Source organism: Planosporangium mesophilum, from assembly GCF_016863255.1.
Lineage (GTDB): Bacteria > Actinomycetota > Actinomycetes > Mycobacteriales > Micromonosporaceae > Planosporangium > Planosporangium mesophilum.
The window spans coordinates 70937-87723 of sequence record NZ_BOON01000010.1 but is presented as its reverse complement, the minus strand read 5'-3'; the positions used below and the strand labels follow the sequence as shown (position 1 = coordinate 87723).

At 71.0% G+C, this 16787-nt stretch carries 15 protein-coding genes and 1 pseudogene; 10 read left to right on the top strand and 6 right to left on the bottom strand.

The window, feature by feature from the left end:
* Window positions 1-25: 25 nt before the first annotated feature.
* Complete coding sequence (locus Pme01_RS06360; protein WP_168114762.1) at window positions 26-1246, bottom strand: AI-2E family transporter; 1221 nt, start codon at window positions 1244-1246, stop codon at window positions 26-28.
* 189 nt (window positions 1247-1435) lie between these two features.
* Between Pme01_RS06360 and Pme01_RS06355 the strand changes: the two genes are divergently transcribed.
* The 4 genes from Pme01_RS06355 to Pme01_RS06340 all read left to right on the top strand — a co-directional run bounded on the left by Pme01_RS06355 (window position 1436) and on the right by Pme01_RS06340 (window position 6245).
* On the top strand, window positions 1436-3556 hold the full coding sequence (locus tag Pme01_RS06355; RefSeq protein ID WP_168114761.1) for a catalase: 2121 nt from the start codon (window positions 1436-1438) through the stop codon (window positions 3554-3556).
* 67 nt (window positions 3557-3623) lie between these two features.
* A complete protein-coding gene (mug, locus tag Pme01_RS06350) occupies window positions 3624-4223 on the top strand; it encodes a G/U mismatch-specific DNA glycosylase (RefSeq protein ID WP_168114760.1) in 600 nt (199 codons plus the stop codon).
* 9 nt (window positions 4224-4232) lie between these two features.
* Window positions 4233-4631 carry an ankyrin repeat domain-containing protein gene (locus Pme01_RS06345; RefSeq protein WP_168114759.1) on the top strand — a complete coding sequence of 133 codons (399 nt, stop codon included), beginning with the start codon at window positions 4233-4235 and terminating at the stop codon, window positions 4629-4631.
* A 189-nt stretch (window positions 4632-4820) separates the two neighbouring features.
* A complete protein-coding gene (locus Pme01_RS06340) occupies window positions 4821-6245 on the top strand; it encodes an aldehyde dehydrogenase family protein (RefSeq protein ID WP_168114758.1) in 1425 nt (474 codons plus the stop codon).
* A gap of 76 nt (window positions 6246-6321) precedes the next feature.
* Here the strand turns inward: Pme01_RS06340 and Pme01_RS06335 are convergent, their stop codons facing one another.
* A complete protein-coding gene (locus Pme01_RS06335) occupies window positions 6322-6573 on the bottom strand; it encodes a DUF6158 family protein (RefSeq protein WP_168114757.1) in 252 nt (83 codons plus the stop codon).
* A gap of 119 nt (window positions 6574-6692) precedes the next feature.
* On the opposite strand from Pme01_RS06335, the gene Pme01_RS06330 reads away from it, so the two are divergent.
* The 4 genes from Pme01_RS06330 (at window position 6693) to typA (ending at window position 9831) form a co-directional block, all read left to right on the top strand.
* Window positions 6693-7130 (top strand): phage holin family protein, encoded by a 438-nt coding sequence (locus tag Pme01_RS06330; RefSeq protein ID WP_168114756.1) that lies wholly within the window; start codon window positions 6693-6695, stop codon window positions 7128-7130.
* Entirely contained in the window at window positions 7127-7465 is a 339-nt protein-coding gene (locus Pme01_RS06325; protein WP_168114755.1) for a DUF3618 domain-containing protein, read from the top strand. The genes Pme01_RS06330 and Pme01_RS06325 overlap by 4 nt, the downstream gene beginning before the upstream one ends.
* Complete coding sequence (locus Pme01_RS06320) at window positions 7462-7722, top strand: DUF4235 domain-containing protein (protein ID WP_168114754.1); 261 nt, start codon at window positions 7462-7464, stop codon at window positions 7720-7722. The genes Pme01_RS06325 and Pme01_RS06320 overlap by 4 nt, the downstream gene beginning before the upstream one ends.
* A 246-nt stretch (window positions 7723-7968) precedes the next feature.
* The gene (gene typA, locus Pme01_RS06315; protein ID WP_168114753.1) at window positions 7969-9831 is read left to right on the top strand and encodes a translational GTPase TypA; all 1863 of its coding nucleotides are present in this window, start codon (window positions 7969-7971) and stop codon (window positions 9829-9831) included.
* 40 nt (window positions 9832-9871) lie between these two features.
* Here typA and mptB read toward each other — a convergent pair whose 3' ends face one another.
* Together mptB and Pme01_RS06305 are read right to left on the bottom strand one after the other, a co-directional pair.
* Window positions 9872-11389 (bottom strand): polyprenol phosphomannose-dependent alpha 1,6 mannosyltransferase MptB, encoded by a 1518-nt coding sequence (gene mptB, locus Pme01_RS06310; protein WP_168114752.1) that lies wholly within the window; start codon window positions 11387-11389, stop codon window positions 9872-9874.
* Between the two features lie 52 nt (window positions 11390-11441).
* Complete coding sequence (locus Pme01_RS06305) at window positions 11442-12500, bottom strand: TerC family protein (RefSeq protein ID WP_168114751.1); 1059 nt, start codon at window positions 12498-12500, stop codon at window positions 11442-11444.
* Window positions 12501-12877: 377 nt separating this feature from the next.
* On the opposite strand from Pme01_RS06305, the gene Pme01_RS06300 reads away from it, so the two are divergent.
* Window positions 12878-13171 (top strand): antibiotic biosynthesis monooxygenase family protein, encoded by a 294-nt coding sequence (locus Pme01_RS06300; RefSeq protein ID WP_168114750.1) that lies wholly within the window; start codon window positions 12878-12880, stop codon window positions 13169-13171.
* 18 nt (window positions 13172-13189) lie between these two features.
* On the opposite strand, the gene uvrB is transcribed toward Pme01_RS06300, so the two are convergent.
* Window positions 13190-15289, bottom strand: a complete 2100-nt coding sequence (gene uvrB / locus Pme01_RS06295; RefSeq protein ID WP_168114749.1) for an excinuclease ABC subunit UvrB — start codon at window positions 15287-15289, stop codon at window positions 13190-13192.
* A gap of 463 nt (window positions 15290-15752) precedes the next feature.
* Window positions 15753-16334, bottom strand: a pseudogene (coaE, locus tag Pme01_RS06290) (dephospho-CoA kinase); the annotation flags it as partial.
* Window positions 16335-16430: 96 nt separating this feature from the next.
* Between coaE and Pme01_RS06285 the strand changes: the two are divergent.
* A complete protein-coding gene (locus Pme01_RS06285; protein WP_168114747.1) occupies window positions 16431-16727 on the top strand; it encodes a hypothetical protein in 297 nt (98 codons plus the stop codon).
* Window positions 16728-16787: the final 60 nt, after the last annotated feature.

Sequence of the window (16787 nt, the reverse complement as noted above, 5' to 3'; positions counted from 1 at the left end):
GCGGGTACGGGACGCAAACCGGTGCTCAGGTGCGGTCGAGCCGAGGGAAGACGATCTCGTGGAGGACCAGCCGGACGACCGCCGCGATCGGAATGGCGATCAGGGCACCGACGATGCCGAGAGCGGCACCGCCGATCAGCACGGCGACCAGGGTGGCGGTCGCGGGCACGTCGACGGTGCGCCCGATGATCCGGGGCACCAGGAGGTAGTCCTCGGCGTGCTTGTAGACGACGAAGTAGACGGCCGTGGCGATCGCGACCGGTACCGAGACGATCAGCGACACGAGCGTGACGATGATTCCCGCGGTGACCGCGCCGACCACCGGAATCAGGTCGAACAGCCCGACCATGAGCGACAGCAGCAGCGGGTACGGGACGTGCCAGAAGACCAGCCAGGCGAACGCTAGGGCGGCGGCGATCAACGAGGTGATCAGGTTGCCCAGCACGTACCCGCCGATCTTGGCGAACGCCTCGTCGCCGAGCAGGATCGCGCGCGGGCGCCGCGACGCGGGTACCAGCCGGAAGAACAGCCGGCGGATCCGGGGCATGTCGGCCAGCAGGTAGACGGTCAGCACCAGCAGCGTCAGCGCGGAGACGAGAGCGTCGAACACGATGACGCCGGCGCCGAGCAGCCCGCCGAACAGCTTGGTGCCACCGGCGGCGCTGAACATCTGGGTCACGTGTTCGCGGACGTGGTAGTGGGTCTCCAGCCGCCCCAGCGTCGAGCTGTGGTTGTTCAACTGCTTCCAGTACGCCGGAAGCTCCTTGACGAACTGCTCGGTCTGGGCCACCAGCGGTGGAATCGCCGCGGCGAAGAACCCGAGGATCCCTCCGACCACGGCCAGACTCACGATGGTCACAGCGGCCCAGCGCGGCAGCCCCCGGCGCGTCAGCCACTGCACCGCGGGGTCGAGCCCTATCGCCAGGAACAGCGCGAGCACGATCAGCGCGATCACCCCGCCGGCCCGGAACAGGAACTGGAGGATGATGTACGTGGTCGCCACCCCGGCGGCGCCGAGCAGGCCGACCACGTACGGGGAGCGCCGGTTGATCGGCGGACCGGGCGGCCCCAGTTCGGGCGGGGGCTGTTCCCGGCGTAGCGCCCGCGCCTCGGCCTCGGCGGCCCGCTTCACCTCGACCTGATCGGTATCGGACAGTGCGGGGTCGCTCGCCGGGAGGGTGGTCTCCGCCACCCGGTCCGGACCGTCGCGTTCCCCCCGCTCTGCTGTGCCGTCGTGAGCTGGCACGGGACCCACCTCCGCGTTACCGCCCGGTGGTCTACCCGCTCATCGGCATCCGACACGCCAGTTTGCCGATCTCGGACTGCCCCTGGGGTTGAAGGGTTCCATTTGCGGTAGTAGTCGCCAGACGCGTCTCCGAGCCATCCGGCGTTTCCGAGCCGTCCCGCGTTTCCGAGCCAACCGAGGAGGCCGGCCATGACAACCCAGCGCCGCGACGACACCAGGCCCCAGTCGGTCAAGGAACGGCAACTCGACGCGCACCGGGTCGACCGGCGGGACAGTCACATGACGACCGACCAGGGCATCCCGGTCGAGGACACCGACAACTCACTCAAGGTCGGCGAGCGCGGGGCGAGCCTCCTGGAAGACTTCCACCTCCGGGAGAAGGTCACCCGGTTCGACCACGAGCGCATCCCGGAACGGGTCGTACACGCCCGCGGCTCCGGGGCGCACGGCTACTTCCAGGTGTACGACGACTCGCTGGCCGAGTACACGAGGGCGGAGTTCCTCCGTGATCCGGTGGCGGAGACGCCGGTCTTCGTCCGCTTCTCGACCGTGCAGGGCTCGCGCGGCTCGCCGGACACCGTCCGCGACGTCCGGGGCTTCGCCACGAAGTTCTACACCTCCCAGGGCAACTTCGACCTGGTCGCCAACAACTTCCCGGTCTTCTTCATCCAGGACGGCATCAAGTTCCCCGACGTGATCCACGCGGTCAAGCCGGAACCGCACAACGAGATCCCGACCGGCGCCTCGGCGCACGACACGTTCTGGGACTTCGTGTCGCTGCAGCCGGAGACCATGCACACCGTGATGTGGCTGATGTCCGACCGGGCCATCCCCCGCAGCTTCGCGATGATGCAGGGCTTCGGCGTACACACCTTCCGGCTCATCAACGACGACGGCCGGTCCACCTTCGTCAAGTTCCACTGGACCCCGAAGTCCGGCGTCAACTCGCTGGTCTGGGACGAGGCGCAGGAGATCGCCGGGCATGATCCGGACTTCAACCGCCGCGACCTGTGGGACCTGATCGAGGCCGGCCAGTTCCCCGAGTACGAGTTCGGGGTGCAGCTCATCCCGGAGAGCGACGCGGACCGGTTCGACTTCGACCTGCTCGACCCGACCAAGATCGTACCGGAGGAGGAGGTACCGGTACGGCCGGTCGGGCGGCTGGTGCTCAACCGCAACCCGGACAACTTCTTCGCCGAGACCGAGCAGGTGGCGTTCTGCGTGCAGAACGTGGTGCCGGGGATCGGCTTCACCGACGACCCGCTGATGCAGGCGCGGCTCTTCTCGTACCTCGACACGCAGCTGACCCGCCTGGGTGGCCCGAACTTCGCCTCGATCCCGATCAACCGGCCGATCGTGCCCGTGCGCCACACCGAGCAGGACGGGTTCCACTACGACGAGGTACCGCTGCGGCAGGCCAACTACGTGCCCAACTCGATCACCGACGGCTACCCGAAGCCGCTCGGCGAGAACGGGTACGTGCACTACCCCGAGCACGAGGAGGGGCCCAAGCTGCGCCGGCGCCCGGAGAGCTTCGCCGACCACTACAGCCAGGCGACCCTGTTCTGGAACAGCATGTCGCCCTGGGAGAAGAAGCACATCGTCGAGGCGTACCGCTTCGAGCTGGGCAAGGTGGCCCGCCGCTACATCCGGGAACGGGTCGTCGACCACCTCACCCACGTCGACCACGACCTGGCCGTCGCCGTCGCCGCCGGCATCGGGGTGGCCGAGCCGGCCAAGGCAGTCGACAACCACGGCCGCAGCTCACCGGCGCTCAGCCAGACCAACAAGACCGGGGACAACGGGATCAAGGGGCGCAAGGTGGCGTTCCTGGTCGCCGACGGGGTCGACCGGGCGAGCGTGATGGTGCTGCACGAGGCCCTCGAACGGGAGGACGCGGTGGGTGAGCTGCTCGCACCGGCGGACGGGGAGGTCCGGACGGCGGACGGCTCGCCGCTGGCCGTGGACCGGGCGATGAGCACCGTCGCCTCGGTGCTCTACGACGCCGTAGTGGTACCGGACGGGGCGGACGCCGTGGAGAAGCTCCGCACCAACGCGTACGCGCTGCACTTCGTCGCCGAGGCGTACAAGCACGCGAAGCCCCTGGCCGCGCTCGGTGCGGGTACCACGCTGTTCGAGACCGCCCACCTGCCGCCGTTCGCCAACGGGATCAACGGCAACGGGGCGGCCGCCGGCGTGATCGCCCGCGCGGAGTCCGGTGCGCCGACCGACGAGTTCGTGGCGGCGTTCATGAAGGCCCTCGCCGCACACCGGTTCCACGAACGCCCGGTCGAGACGGTCGTCGCCTAGCTCTCGGCCGTGGCCACCCGGCGCCGCTGGGTGTCCACGGCCGCCGGGGTGTGGCAGGGTTGCCGGCGTGCCGAGCCGCCCCTCCCCCGCCGACCTCGCCGCCGCAGCCGGGCGGGTGATCCCCGACGTCATCGCCCCGGACCTTGACGTCCTGTTCTGCGGCATCAACCCCGGACTGTGGTCGGCCGCGACCGGGCACCACTTCGCCCGGCCCGGCAACCGGTTCTGGCCGGCCCTGCACCGGGGCGGCTTCACGCCGCACCAACTACGCCCCGACGAGCAGGAACAGCTGCTCGGGTACGGGTTGGGCATCACCAACCTGGTCGAGCGGGGTTCGGCCCGGGCCGACGAGCTGACCTCCGAGGAACTGGTCACCGGCGGCGCGGCGCTGGAGGCGAAGGTCCGCGAATACCGGCCACGCTGTCTCGCCGTACTGGGGACCGGCGCGTACCGGGTGGCGTTCGGCGACCGCCGGGCGAAGGTCGGGCCGCAGCCGGCGCGGATCGGCGGAACGCCGGTGTGGGTCCTGCCGAACCCGAGCGGCCTGAACGCGCACTACTCGCTCGACGCGCTGGCGTCCGAGTTCGCCAAGCTACGCGAGGCGAGCCTCGCCGATCGGGGAGATCCGCGCTCTGGCGATGGCGCGTTAGGGCACCCTAAGGCATAAGCTGAACGGGTGACTGAGCAGCTGGACGAGGCAACCCTCGCGTTCGCGCACCGCATGTTCGACCTGGCCCGCTCCGGGCACACCGAAGAACTCGCCGCGCAGGTCGACGCCGGTCTGCCGGTCAACCTCACGAACGACAGCGGCGACACCCTGCTGATCCTCGCGGCCTACCACGCCCACCCCGACACCGTCGCCGCCCTGGTACAGCGGGGGGCTGACGTGAACCGCGTCAACGACCGGGGCCAGACGGCGCTGGGCGCCGGGGTGTTCCGCCAGAACCGGGAGATCGTGACGACGCTGCTGGCAGCGGGTGCCGACCCGGACGCCGGCCGCCAGTCGGCGATCGCCACCGCCTCCTTCTTCGACCTTCCGGAGATGCTCGGGCTGCTGCGCGGCACGCCTGCCTGATCAGTACCGGACGGCGACGCCGCCGTGGTGCGAGCAGGTGCCTCGGCGGCCGCGGGTACGCCAGCCGCCACTGTGGACAGCCGCCGGCTTCGTGGCGCCGGTGATTCCGATCATCCGATGTGAACGGCCGCGCCGTCACGACCAGCCCATCGGCGTTTGCGACCGCGTGAATCGGGACAACTACCCGCCATGACCGACATCGAAAGGCTCGTCCACGAGGAGTGGACCGCCGTCGAAGCCGACCGCCGCATCACCATCTCCGATCCGGCCGACGGCTGCGAGCTCTTCGCCGTGCCGGTGGCCAGGCCGGCCTCGGTGGACGCGGCGGTCGGCGCGGCGCGCTCGGCCGCGGCAGCGTGGGCGCGCACCCCGGCGGGCGAGCGGGCGGCGGCCGTACACCGGGCCGCCGACGCGGTCGCGGCCCGCGCCGACGATCTGGCCCGGCTGACCACCCTGGAGATGGGCAAGCCGCTGGGCGACGCCCGCGGCGGGGTCGACGCGGGCGTGGGGACGCTGCGGCAGTACGCCGAACTGGGCCCGGTGCACCGGGGCCGGTCGCTCAACGGCGAAGTGGGGGCCACCGACCTGATGGTGTACGAGTCGAGGGGCGTCGTCGCGGCGATCACCCCGTGGAACGACCCGGTCGCCGTCTCCTGCGGGCTGATCGGCGCGGCGCTGGTCACCGGGAACACCGTGGTGTACAAGCCGAGCGAGCGCACCCCGGCCACCGGCTGGCTGCTGGCACGCATCCTGTCCGAGCACCTGCCCGAGGGTGTGCTCACCCTGTTGCTCGGCGACGGCGAGGTCGGCGCCCGACTGGTCGACGCCGGGGTCGACGTGGTCGCCCATGTCGGTTCGACCGCGACCGGGCGGGCCATCGCCCGCGCCTGTGCCGGTACCGGTACCAAGGTGCTGCTGGAGAACGGGGGTAACGACCCGCTCATCATCGACGCCGACGTCGACCCTGAGTGGGCGGCGGAGCAGGCGGCGCTCGGGGCGTTCGCCAACGCCGGACAGATCTGTGTCGCGGTGGAGCGGATCTACGTGCACGAGGCCGTCGCCGAGCCGTTCCTCGCCGCCCTGGTCGCCAGGGCGCGGTCGTTGCGGACGGGGCCGGGAACGGAGCCGGCGACCCAGCTCGGGCCGCTGGTCGACCGGCGGATGCGCGACCACGTACACGGGCACGTAGCGCAGGCGGTCGCGGCGGGCGCGAAGCTGCTCACCGGCGGTGAGGTACCGGAGGGGCCCGGCTCGTTCTACCCGGCCACCGTGCTCACCCACTGCACCGACGACATGGCGGTACTGCGGGAGGAGACGTTCGGGCCCGTCGCCCCGGTCGCGGTGGTCGCTACGTTCGACGAGGCGCTCGAGCGGGCCTGCCAGGGCGAGTACGGCCTGGCCGCGAGCGTCCTCACCCGCGACCTGGCGCACGCCACCCGAGCCTGGCGGGAGCTACCCGTCGGCACCGTGAAGGTCAACAACGTGTTCGGCGGGGCGCCCGGCGGCGCCGCCCATCCCCGCCGTGCCAGCGGCCAGGGGTACGGCTACGGTCCGGAACTGCTCGACGAGATGACCCAGACCAAGGTGGTCCACCTGGCGACCCCGCCGTCGTGACCCGAACGGCCCGCCGCGGTGACCTCGCCTGACGGAGGTCACCGCGGCGGGCGTTGTCAGCGCGGTCGCAGGTTGTTCACAGGTCCCGCAGTCGCTGCGGGTCGACCTCCCGCTCGGGAAAGCGCCGGAGGTACTCCCGCTCCAGCTCGGACGTGCGCCGGTCGTGGTTGGTCAGCGCGTCCTCCGACCCGTGGCGGAACGTCAGATGCCTGGTGTCGTGCAGCCTGCGCAGCTCCCGAAGCAGGTCGTCCGTGCTCAGTGCCGCGGGGTCGACCCCCAGCCCCGGCCGGGCCACATCGTCGGGCGTCTCGTGGTACCTCACATCCATCACTGTCCTCCCGTCACGGCAACTGACCATGACGTATACCCCGCCCGGGCCTGTCACATTCGGGGATTAGCGCACGCCACCACGGGGAAACATCAGGTAGTGCGCCGAGAGGAGCGACGATGACGGACGTGATCAACCGAGAGCGGGCAGCGCAGCGCGCCGATGGCCGCTCCACAGCCGAACTGGTGAAGTTGGCATCGGAACAGATTTCGCACCTGGTCCGCGATGAACTGCGACTGGCGCAGGCCGAGCTCACGGCCAAGGGCAAGCAGGCCGGGATCGGCGCGGGCATGCTCGGCGCCGCCGGCGTCGTGGCTCTGTACGGCGGGGCCGCGCTTCTGACAACGGTGGTGCTCCTGCTCGCCCTGGTGATGCCCGCCTGGCTGGCCACGCTGATCGTCGGGGTCGTACTGCTCTTCATCGCCGGTGGCATGGCGCTGGTCGGGCGTGCCCGGATCCGCAAGGCGACTCCGCCGGTGCCCAAGCGCACCGTGCACAGCCTGCGCGAGGACATCGACACCGTGACTGAGGCGGTCAAGGAGAGGGGACATCGATGACGACGCCGGGCGCGCGGGACGGCGCGGAGGTGTCGCACAACGGTCCGGCCGACGTGGACGAGTTGCGCGCGGACATCGCGCAGACCCGCGCCGAACTCGGCGAGACCGTCCAGGCTCTGGCAGCCAAGGTCGACGTGAAGGCCCGGCTGCAGGAGACCGCCGACGGCGCGAAGGCCCGGCTGCGGGAGGGGCTGGTGGAGGCGCCGGAGCGGGCGCAGCACCTGGTCACCCGTACCGGCACGGCGGTGCGCCGTAACCCGGTGCCGTACCTCGTGGCGGCCGGCGCAGCGGCGTTGATCGTACTGCTGGTGCAGTGGAGGAGGAGCAGTCGTTGAACAAGGTCCTGTACAAGCCGCTCGGTCTGGCCTTCGGTGTGGCGGGTGGCGTCCTGGCCGGCATGGTGTTCAAGCAGGTCTGGAAGCTGGTCGCCGGGGAGGAGGACGCGCCCGACGCCACCTCCGAGGAGTACGGCTGGGCGGAGGTACTGGCCGCGGCCGCGATCCAGGGCGCGATCTTCGCCGTCGTGAAGGCCGCGGTTGACCGCGGCGGCGCGGCCGGCGTCCGCAAGCTGACCGGGGAATGGCCGGGCTGACGGTCCGTCGTCACTGTGAACGGGGTGGTGAACGGGGTTCACCACCCCGTTCGCACGCCTCCGACCGGCGGTAACGCAGGCGGAATAGCCTCATGATCGATGCTGTTCCGATTACAGTACGTCAACAGGCTACCGTTGACGCAGTCAGCGCGTTGTCCGCAACCGGTCCGGTGATCCTCCCCGCGGCCCGGACGGCGCAATCCGCCCCGGCGTCGGCCGGTGATCACACTCAGGACTATACGACCTATGCAGACCCGCTCCGATCTCCGCAACGTCGCAATCGTCGCCCACGTCGACCACGGTAAGACCACCCTGGTCGACGCCATGCTACGGCAGTCCGGCGCATGGCACTCCCGGGCCGAGATGGCCGACCGGGTCATGGACTCCATGGACCTGGAGCGGGAGAAGGGCATCACGATCCTCGCCAAGAACACCGCGGTCCGGTACCACCGGCCGGACGGCGAGGACGTCACCATCAACATCATCGACACCCCCGGCCACGCCGACTTCGGCGGCGAGGTCGAGCGTGGCCTCACCATGGTGGACGGCGTCATCCTGCTCGTCGACGCGAGCGAGGGCCCGCTCCCCCAGACCCGGTTCGTGCTGCGCAAGGCGCTCAAGGCCCGGCTGCCGATCATCCTCGTCATCAACAAGGTCGACCGTCCCGACGCCCGGATCAAAGAGGTCGTCGACGACACGTACGAGCTCTTCCTCGACCTTGACGCGGACGAGGCGCAGATCGACTTCCCCATCGTGTACGCCTGTGCGCGGGACGGACAGGCGTCGCTCAACCAGCCGGAGAACGGCGGCCAGCCGGACTCCGACAACCTGCAGCCGCTGTTCCAGACGCTGCTGGACACGATCCCGGCGCCCTCCCACCACGAGGGCTCGCCGCTGCAGGCCCACGTGACCAACCTGGACGCCTCGCCGTTCCTGGGCCGGCTCGCGCTGTGCCGGGTGCACGAGGGCACCATCCGCAAGGGCCAGACCGTGGCCTGGATGCGCGAGGACGGCGCAGTCGAGCGGGTACGCATCTCCGAGCTGCTCATGACCGAGGCTCTGGAGCGCAAGCCGGCCGAGGAGGCGGGGCCGGGCGACATCATCGCCGTCGCCGGCATCCCGGAGATCATGATCGGTGACACCCTCGCCGACCCGGAGAACCCGCAGGCGCTGCCGCGGATCACCGTCGACGAGCCGGCCATCTCCATGACCATCGGCACCAACACCTCGCCCCTCGCCGGCCGGGTCAAGGGCGCCAAGGTGACCGCGCGGCTGGTCAAGGACCGCCTCGACCGGGAGCTGATCGGCAACGTCTCGCTGCGCATCCTGCCGACCGAGCGCCCGGACGCCTGGGAGGTCCAGGGCCGTGGTGAGCTGGCGCTGGCCATCCTGGTCGAGCAGATGCGCCGCGAGGGCTACGAGCTGACCGTCGGCAAGCCGCAGGTCGTCACCCGCGAGATCGACGGCAAGACCTGCGAGCCGGTCGAGCGGCTGACCATCGACTCGCCCGAGGAGTACCTCGGCGCGATCACCCAACTGCTGGCCACCCGCAAGGGGCGCATGGAGCAGTTGATCAACCACGGCACCGGCTGGATCCGGATGGAGTGGCTGGTCCCGGCACGCGGCCTGATCGGCTTCCGTACCGAGTTCCTCACCGACACCCGTGGCACCGGCATCCTGCACCACGTCTTCGAGTCGTACGAGCCGTGGTTCGGCGAACTGCGCACCCGGGCGAACGGCTCGCTGGTCGCCGACCGGGCCGGGGTGGCCACCCCGTTCGCCATGATGAACCTCCAGGAGCGCGGCACGATGTTCGTCGAGCCGACCACCGAGGTGTACGAGGGCATGATCGTCGGCGAGAACTCCCGCGCCGACGACATGGACGTCAACATCACCAAGGAGAAGAAGCTCACCAACATGCGCGCGTCCACCAGCGACGAAACCGAGAAGCTGATCCCGCCGCGCAAGCTGTCGCTCGAGCAGGCCCTGGAGTTCTGCCGCGAGGACGAGTGCGTGGAGATCACCCCGGAGGCCGTGCGCATCCGCAAGGTGCACCTCGACCAGAAGGAGCGCGAGCGGATCTTCCGCCGCCAGCAGCGCTCCAACTGATCTTCGGTCCAGGCCGACTGATCCCAAGAAGCGGCCGGTGTCACCCCTTCCGGGTGGCGCCGGCCGTTTCGCGTCTGCGGCGCGGCGCCATTCGGCGCCGGTGGCGCAGCGCCCACACCGCCAGCGCGCCGAGGGCGGCCACCTCGACGACCGCGCCCGGCCAGCGGGTGACGATGGCGAGGTTCAGGCTGTTGGACAGCACCACGACGCTCAGCGCCGCCACGACCACCGCGGTGCCGCGCAGCAGTCTCGGGCCCGCTGCCGCGGCCAGCACCGCCGCCGGGGTCGCCGCGTACCAGGGGTAGACCACCGGCGCCAGGACGACCGTGGCGGCCAGCGCCACGCCGGCGCCGGTGACGGCGGCCCGGACCCCGCCCGCGCGGGCGGCCCGCCTCCACACCACGACGAACGCGGCGGGCAGCAGCGCGTAGAGCGCGACCGCCCGCGCCGCCTCGACCGTCGCGCCGATCGTGTCGTGCCGGGTGAAGAACGAAGCCGGCGCACCCAGGACCGCACCGACCGCACTCGGCGGCGACATCCAGGACACCGGCTGGTGGGAGACGGGCAGCGCGGTCGCCCAGCCGACGTCCAGGCCGGCGGCGAGCGTGACCGCGGCGAAGGTGGCTCCGGCCGCGGCGCCGACCGTGACGACGGCGCGCGGCCAGCGGCGCCCGGCCGCCACCCCCAGCAGGACGACGAACGGGAGTACGACGACGGCGGTGGCCTTCACCGCGACGGCCAGGCCGACGGCGGCGGCGCCGGCGACGATCCGGCCGCGGGCGGCGAGCGCGAGCCCGGCCACGACCAGGCCCGCCATCAGCGCGTCGTGGTGGGCACCGCCGATCAGGTGTACCAGTACCACCGGGTTGGCCAGCCCCAGCCAGAGCGCGGTGGCCGGGTCGGCGCCGCAGCGACGCGCGAGTACGGGCAGCCCCGCCGCGACCAGCGCCAGGCCGGCCACGGCGGCCAGTCGCAGCACCGCCAGGGCGGCCAGCAGCGAGCCGTACGCGGCGGCGGCCGCGCTGACCCCGACGGCGACCGGCCCGTACGGGGCCGGCTGGTCGCGCCAGATCGGCGGTACGGCGGTCAGCCACCGGCACGGCAGGCTCGCCGGCCCCACCCGGTACGGGTCGGCCCCGGCCAGGTAGGCCTGCCCCTGGCAGGCGTACGAGTACACGTCATGGCTGGCCAGCGGGGCCGCGAACAGCAGCGGCAGGGCCCAGAGGAGCGCGGTGAGGACCACCGCGCCGGGCCCCGTACGGCCCGCGCGCGCCTCCCGGCCCATCAGCCACCAGGCCGCCACCAGGACCGCCGCCGCGACCGCCCACAGCCCGAGCCCCAACCGGTGCCAGGCCGGCCCACTCACGAGCGGCGCCGCCGCCGCCAGTTGGCGCGGATGCTGCCAGGGCAGGGCACCGACGGTCCAGGACAGCAGCGCCATGAGCGTGGTGGCGGCCAGCCCGGCGTAGCGGGGCAGGCTCAGCCCGGCGCCCCGCCGTGGCGAGGGTACCGGGTGAGCCGGCGCGGTGGGGTCGGTGGCGGGTCGCGACGCAGGCATCCGGCCCAGCGTAGGCCGGGTGGCTACCGTCGGTGGCCGGGACCCGTCGCGGTCAGTCGGCGACGCGGTCGCGGTCGGGCTCCCGGTCGTGTGCCGCGGGTACGGGCTCCGGCGCGGCGGCGGCCCCGACGAGCGCCCGGCGGGCGACCCGGCGCGACTTCAGCAGGCTGGCGACCGTGGTGACGGCGAGCGTACCGAGGATGACCGCGAGCGACAGCTCGATCGAGATCTGCGGCGCCCACGCCACATGATGCCCGCCGTTGATGAACGGGACGTTGTTGTTGTGCAGCGCCTCCAGGACCAGCTTCACCCCGATGAAGCCGAGCACCAGCGACAGCCCCACCGACAGGTAGACGAGCCGGTTGAGCAGGCCGCCGAGCAGGAAGTACAGCTGCCGCAGCCCCATCAGCGCGAACACGTTCGCGGTGAAGACCAGGTAGGGCTCCTGGGTCAGACCGAAGATCGCCGGAATCGAGTCGAGCGCGAAGATCAGGTCGGTCGTGCCGATCGCGATCATCACGAGCAGGATCGGGGTGAGCAGCCGACGGCCGCCGACCACCATGGTCAGGTGGGCGTTGTTGTACCGGTCCGACATCGGCAGGACCCGGCGCGTCCACCGGATGACCGGGTTCTCCTTGAACTCGTCCTGGTCGTCGCCACCACCGGTCGCGAGTTTGACGGCGGTGTACACGAGGAATGCCCCGAACAGGTAGAAGACCCACTCGAACCGGCTGATCGCGGCGGCGCCGATCGCGATGAACACGCCTCGCATCAGCAGGGCCAGCACGATGCCGACGAGCAGCACCTTCTGCTGGGCGCTGCGCGGCACCGCGAACCGGGCCATGATGATCACGAAGACGAACAGGTTGTCGACCGAGAGGCTGTACTCGGTCACCCAGCCGGCGAAGAACTGCCCGGCGTACTCGGGGCCCACGACCGCCCACAGTCCCAGGCCGAACGCGGCCGCGAGGCCGACGTAGAACGTGATCCAGAGGGCGCATTCACGCAGCGAGGGCTCGTGTGGGCGGCGGCCGACGATCGCGAGGTCGAACAGCATCAGGGCGCCGAGGGCCACGAGAGTGATAGCCCAGACCGAGCCAGCGACGTTCATACGTATGTCCTCCGGTAGGCACACACACAGCGGCGCCACCGGGTGAACCCGGCGCGCGACGCTATGCAGTTGGTGTCTCCGGAGGTCTCTTCCGCCGCCGTTGGCCGGCGACCGGCGACGCCGGGCGCCCGATGGCCCGAAGACCGAGGCAGCCGTGTTGACGACGTCGTCGCGAGGGAATACTCCCCTCCTCGTGGACCCATTCTCCCCCACGAAGCCCCGCTACCGCGAGCGGGTCCCAAAAAGATCAGATCGGCGTGTCGCCGGCCGTCGTCCGCGAACGGCACCCCTCGTGGCAGGTGAGCAGGTCAGTCGGGCGGCGCACAGTACCTGCCCCGCCGTCAGCCCGTACCCCCGTGCGTGGCACGCTTGCCGGCATGGTGATCGAGGTCGGGTTGATCGACGTGCAGGAAGGCCGCGAGGACGAGTTCGCCGCGGCGTACGCGAAGGCCAGGCAGGTACTGGCGACCACGCCCGGCTGCCGGTCGGTGCGGATGACCCGGGGTATCGAGACGCCGACCCGCTTCGTGCTGCTCGTCGAGTGGGACTCGGTCGACGCGCACCTCGACAACTTCCGCGCCACCGAGCGCTTCACCCAGTGGCGCGGCCTGATCGGCCCGTACTTCGACGGCGCGCCCCGGGTGGAGCACTTCACCGACGTACCAGCCTGAGCCTCCCCTCGGGGGCGGTCAGCGAACTCCCGCGACGTCCATGCCCCGCAGCTCCTTCTTCAGCTCGCTGATCTCGTCACGGATGCGGGCGGCCAGCTCGAACTGAAGCTCGCGGGCCGCCCCCAGCATCTGGTCGTTGAGGTCCTGGATGAGCTGGGCGAGGTCGGCTCGGGCCATCCCCTCCCGCGACGGCGTCGCGGCCTTGCGGCGCGAACGGGTCTCGGGAACGGACGCCTTGCCCCGGCTCATCTGCCTTCCGCCACCGCCGACCAGCTCCTGGGCGTCCTCCGACTCCCGGTAGATGTCATCCAGGATGTCGTGGATCTTCTTGCGCAGCGGCTGCGGGTCGATGCCGTTGGCCTCGTTGTACGCGACCTGCTTGGCCCGCCGCCGATTGGTCTCGTCGATCGCGTGCGCCATCGACGGGGTCACCTTGTCGGCGTACATGATGACCTGGCCGGAGACGTTTCGCGCGGCGCGGCCGATGGTCTGCACCAGGCTGGTACCGGAGCGCAGGAAGCCCTCCTTGTCCGCGTCGAGGATCGCCACCAGGCTCACCTCGGGCAGGTCCAGGCCCTCCCGCAGCAGGTTGATGCCGACGAGGACGTCGTAGTCGCCGCGCCGCAGCTCCTTGAGCAGCTCGACGCGGCGCAGCGTGTCCACCTCGGAGTGCAGGTACCGTACCCGGATGCCGTGTTCGAGCAGGTAGTCGGTGAGGTCCTCGGCCATCTTCTTGGTCAGCGTGGTGACCAGGACCCGCTCGTCGCGCTCGGTCCTGACCGAGATCTCGTGCATCAGGTCGTCGATCTGGCCCTTGGTGGGTTTCACGACCACCTCGGGGTCGATCAGCCCGGTCGGTCGGATGACCTGCTCGACGTACTCCCCCTGGGTCTTGCCCAGCTCGTACGGGCCGGGCGTGGCCGACAGGTAGAGCACCTGGCCGACCCGGTCGGTGAACTCGTCGAACCGCAGCGGGCGGTTGTCCATCGCGCTGGGCAACCGGAACCCGTGCTCGACCAGGGTCCGCTTGCGCGAGGCATCCCCCTCGTACATCCCGCCGATCTGCGGCACGGTGTTGTGTGACTCGTCGATGACGGTCAGGAAGTCGTCCGGGAAGTAGTCGAGCAGACAGTGCGGGGCGCTGCCGGCGGCCCGACCGTCGATGTGCCGGGAGTAGTTCTCGATGCCGGAGCAGAACCCGACCTGGCGCATCATCTCGATGTCGTACGAGGTGCGCATCCTCAGCCGCTGGGCCTCCAGCAGGTTGCCCTGGCGCTCCAGCTCCTCCAGCCGCTCTGCCAGCTCCGCCTCGATGTCGCGGATCGCCCGCTCCATCCGCTCCGGGCCGGCCGCGTAGTGGGTGGCCGGGAAGATCAGCAGTTCGTCGGTCTGCCGCAGCTCGTCGCCGGTGAGCGGGTGCAGGTAGGACAGCCGCTCGATCTCGTCACCGAAGAACTCGATGCGGATCGCGAGCTCCTCGTACGCCGGGATGATCTCCAGCGTGTCACCGCGGACCCGGAACGTGCCCCGGTTGAACGCGAGGTCGTTGCGCTGGTACTGCACGTCGACGAGGCGGCGCAGCAGCTTGTCACGCTCGATCTCCTCGCCGACGCGGACCTTCACCGCCCGCTCCAGGTACTCCTGCGGCGTGCCCAGGCCGTAGATCGCGGACACGGTGGCGACCACGACGACGTCCCGTCGGGTCAGCAGGCTCATCGTGGCGGAGTGGCGCAGCCGCTCGACCTCCTCGTTGATCGAGGAGTCCTTCTCGATGTAGGTGTCGGTCTGCGGGATGTACGCCTCGGGCTGGTAGTAGTCGTAGTAACTGACGAAGTACTCCACCGCGTTGTGCGGCATCAGCTCCCGGAACTCCTTGGCCAGCTGGGCGCAGAGCGTCTTGTTGGGCGCAAGGATGAGCGTCGGCCGCTGCAGCCGCTCGATCAGCCACGCCGTCGTCGCGCTCTTGCCCGTGCCCGTCGCGCCGAGCAGGACCACGTGTCGATCACCTCGGCGCACCCAGCTCTCCAGCCCGTCGATCGCCGCGGGCTGATCGCCGGAGGGTCGGTATTCACTCACGACCTCGAAGCGACCATCGGAGCGGGGAATGTCGAGAGTCATGGCACAACGGTACGTCGGGGGTAGGACAAGATTTCGGGTTCGGCCCGCGGAGGCGGCCCGCCGTCCCGACCGGCGCCGACTCGCCGTCCCGACCGGCGTCGACCCGCCGCCCCGGCCGCTGTTCCCCCGGACCGGCGAGGGGCGTCGCGCCCGCCGTCCGAGCCGGGAAACCCTCGGCATTCGCGCGAATTCAGTATTGCGATTGTGTGCGGAAGATCACCAGGTTAACGTCGGTACGTAGGCCGCTCGCGGCGGCCGATCGGGACGCTGATGGGCCTCCAATAGGGTCCGTCCCCCGACGCACGGTCTGCAGCCCCGGCCCAGCCGGTGAGGCGCACCGATGCGGTCGCGCCCAGTGCGCTGACCGGCCGCCGCGAGCGCCGCACCGTGTGGACCGTGGACACGTGGCGGTGTCATGCGTCAGGTGCCCACATCGCGGGCGCTGCCGCCGTCACGCCGCTTTGAGGCGCTCCCGCCATACCGCGTCGACCTGGTCCCGCAGTTCGTCCAGGGTGCCGTCGTTGACGATGACCACGTCGGCGACCGCCCGCCGTTGCTCGTCGCTGGCCTGGGCGCGGATCCGGGCATGGGCCTCCTCCGGGGTCATCCCCCGGTCGGACACCAGCCGGGCGACCCGGGTCTCCTCGTCGGCGAGGACGACGATGACCACCTCGTACGCCCCGGCGAGCCCCGCCTCGACAAGCAGGGGTACGTCGTTGACCACGACCGCGTCCGGGGCCGCCGCGACGACCAGTTCCGCCGTCCGGGCCCGTACCCGGGGGTGAATGATCGCCTCCAGCGCCCGGCGCGCGGCGTCGTCGCCGAATACCCGGGCGGCGACCGCGGCGCGGTCCAGCGAGCCGTCGGCGGCCAGCACCTGCGACCCGAAGAGGTCGACGACCTCGGCCAGCCCCGCCGAGCCCGGGGCGACGGCCTCCCTGGCCAGCCGGTCGGCGTCGATCACGACCGCGCCGAGCTCCGCGAGGCGGCGGGCGACCGCGCTCTTGCCCGCGCCGATCCCACCGGTGAGTCCAACCATCAGCACCCGACAGAGAGTACGTGACTACTCATCGGCGTGGCATGAACACTGTCCGCTACATGGTCGCTAGGGTTTGATCAGGCGCCGACGAAAGGGTGAACGATGACAGCCGCGGGTACGTACCGGACTCATCCGATCGGCGTGGTCCACGCGCGGCCCCGAGTCGGCCGTCACCGACTGGGCCGCCCCGGACTGAAGTACTGCCGGCACCTACGCCCGGTACGCGCCCGGCTCATCCGTCGCGACGTGACCCGGCACGCGGCGCCGGTATCGCCGTTACGGCTGGGCGCCGAGGTCGCGATGCTGCTGGGGATCCTGATGGTCACCGGCACGGTCCTGGTCAGCGGGTGGTACGCCGCGTCCGGCGCCGCCGCGGTCGCCGGGATGGTCGGCCCCTGACCGGCGCAGCCGACCCGGCCCCGTAGAGCCACCGGCACGGCCGCCGTGAAGCCGCCCGGA

Excerpts from the sequence above, each read along its gene's own strand:
- Pme01_RS06355 (WP_168114761.1), top strand. The coding sequence starts at position 1,436 with ATGACAACCCAGCGCCGCGACGACACCAGGCCCCAGTCGGTCAAGGAA.
- Pme01_RS06340 (WP_168114758.1), top strand. The coding sequence starts at position 4,821 with ATGACCGACATCGAAAGGCTCGTCCACGAGGAGTGGACCGCCGTCGAA.
- Pme01_RS06335 (WP_168114757.1), bottom strand. The coding sequence starts at position 6,573 with ATGGATGTGAGGTACCACGAGACGCCCGACGATGTGGCCCGGCCGGGG.
- Pme01_RS06330 (WP_168114756.1), top strand. The coding sequence starts at position 6,693 with ATGACGGACGTGATCAACCGAGAGCGGGCAGCGCAGCGCGCCGATGGC.
- Pme01_RS06325 (WP_168114755.1), top strand. The coding sequence starts at position 7,127 with ATGACGACGCCGGGCGCGCGGGACGGCGCGGAGGTGTCGCACAACGGT.
- typA (WP_168114753.1), top strand. The coding sequence starts at position 7,969 with ATGCAGACCCGCTCCGATCTCCGCAACGTCGCAATCGTCGCCCACGTC.
- mptB (WP_168114752.1), bottom strand. The coding sequence starts at position 11,389 with ATGCCTGCGTCGCGACCCGCCACCGACCCCACCGCGCCGGCTCACCCG.
- Pme01_RS06305 (WP_168114751.1), bottom strand. The coding sequence starts at position 12,500 with ATGAACGTCGCTGGCTCGGTCTGGGCTATCACTCTCGTGGCCCTCGGC.
- Pme01_RS06300 (WP_168114750.1), top strand. The coding sequence starts at position 12,878 with ATGGTGATCGAGGTCGGGTTGATCGACGTGCAGGAAGGCCGCGAGGAC.
- uvrB (WP_168114749.1), bottom strand. The coding sequence starts at position 15,289 with ATGACTCTCGACATTCCCCGCTCCGATGGTCGCTTCGAGGTCGTGAGT.
- Pme01_RS06285 (WP_168114747.1), top strand. The coding sequence starts at position 16,431 with ATGACAGCCGCGGGTACGTACCGGACTCATCCGATCGGCGTGGTCCAC.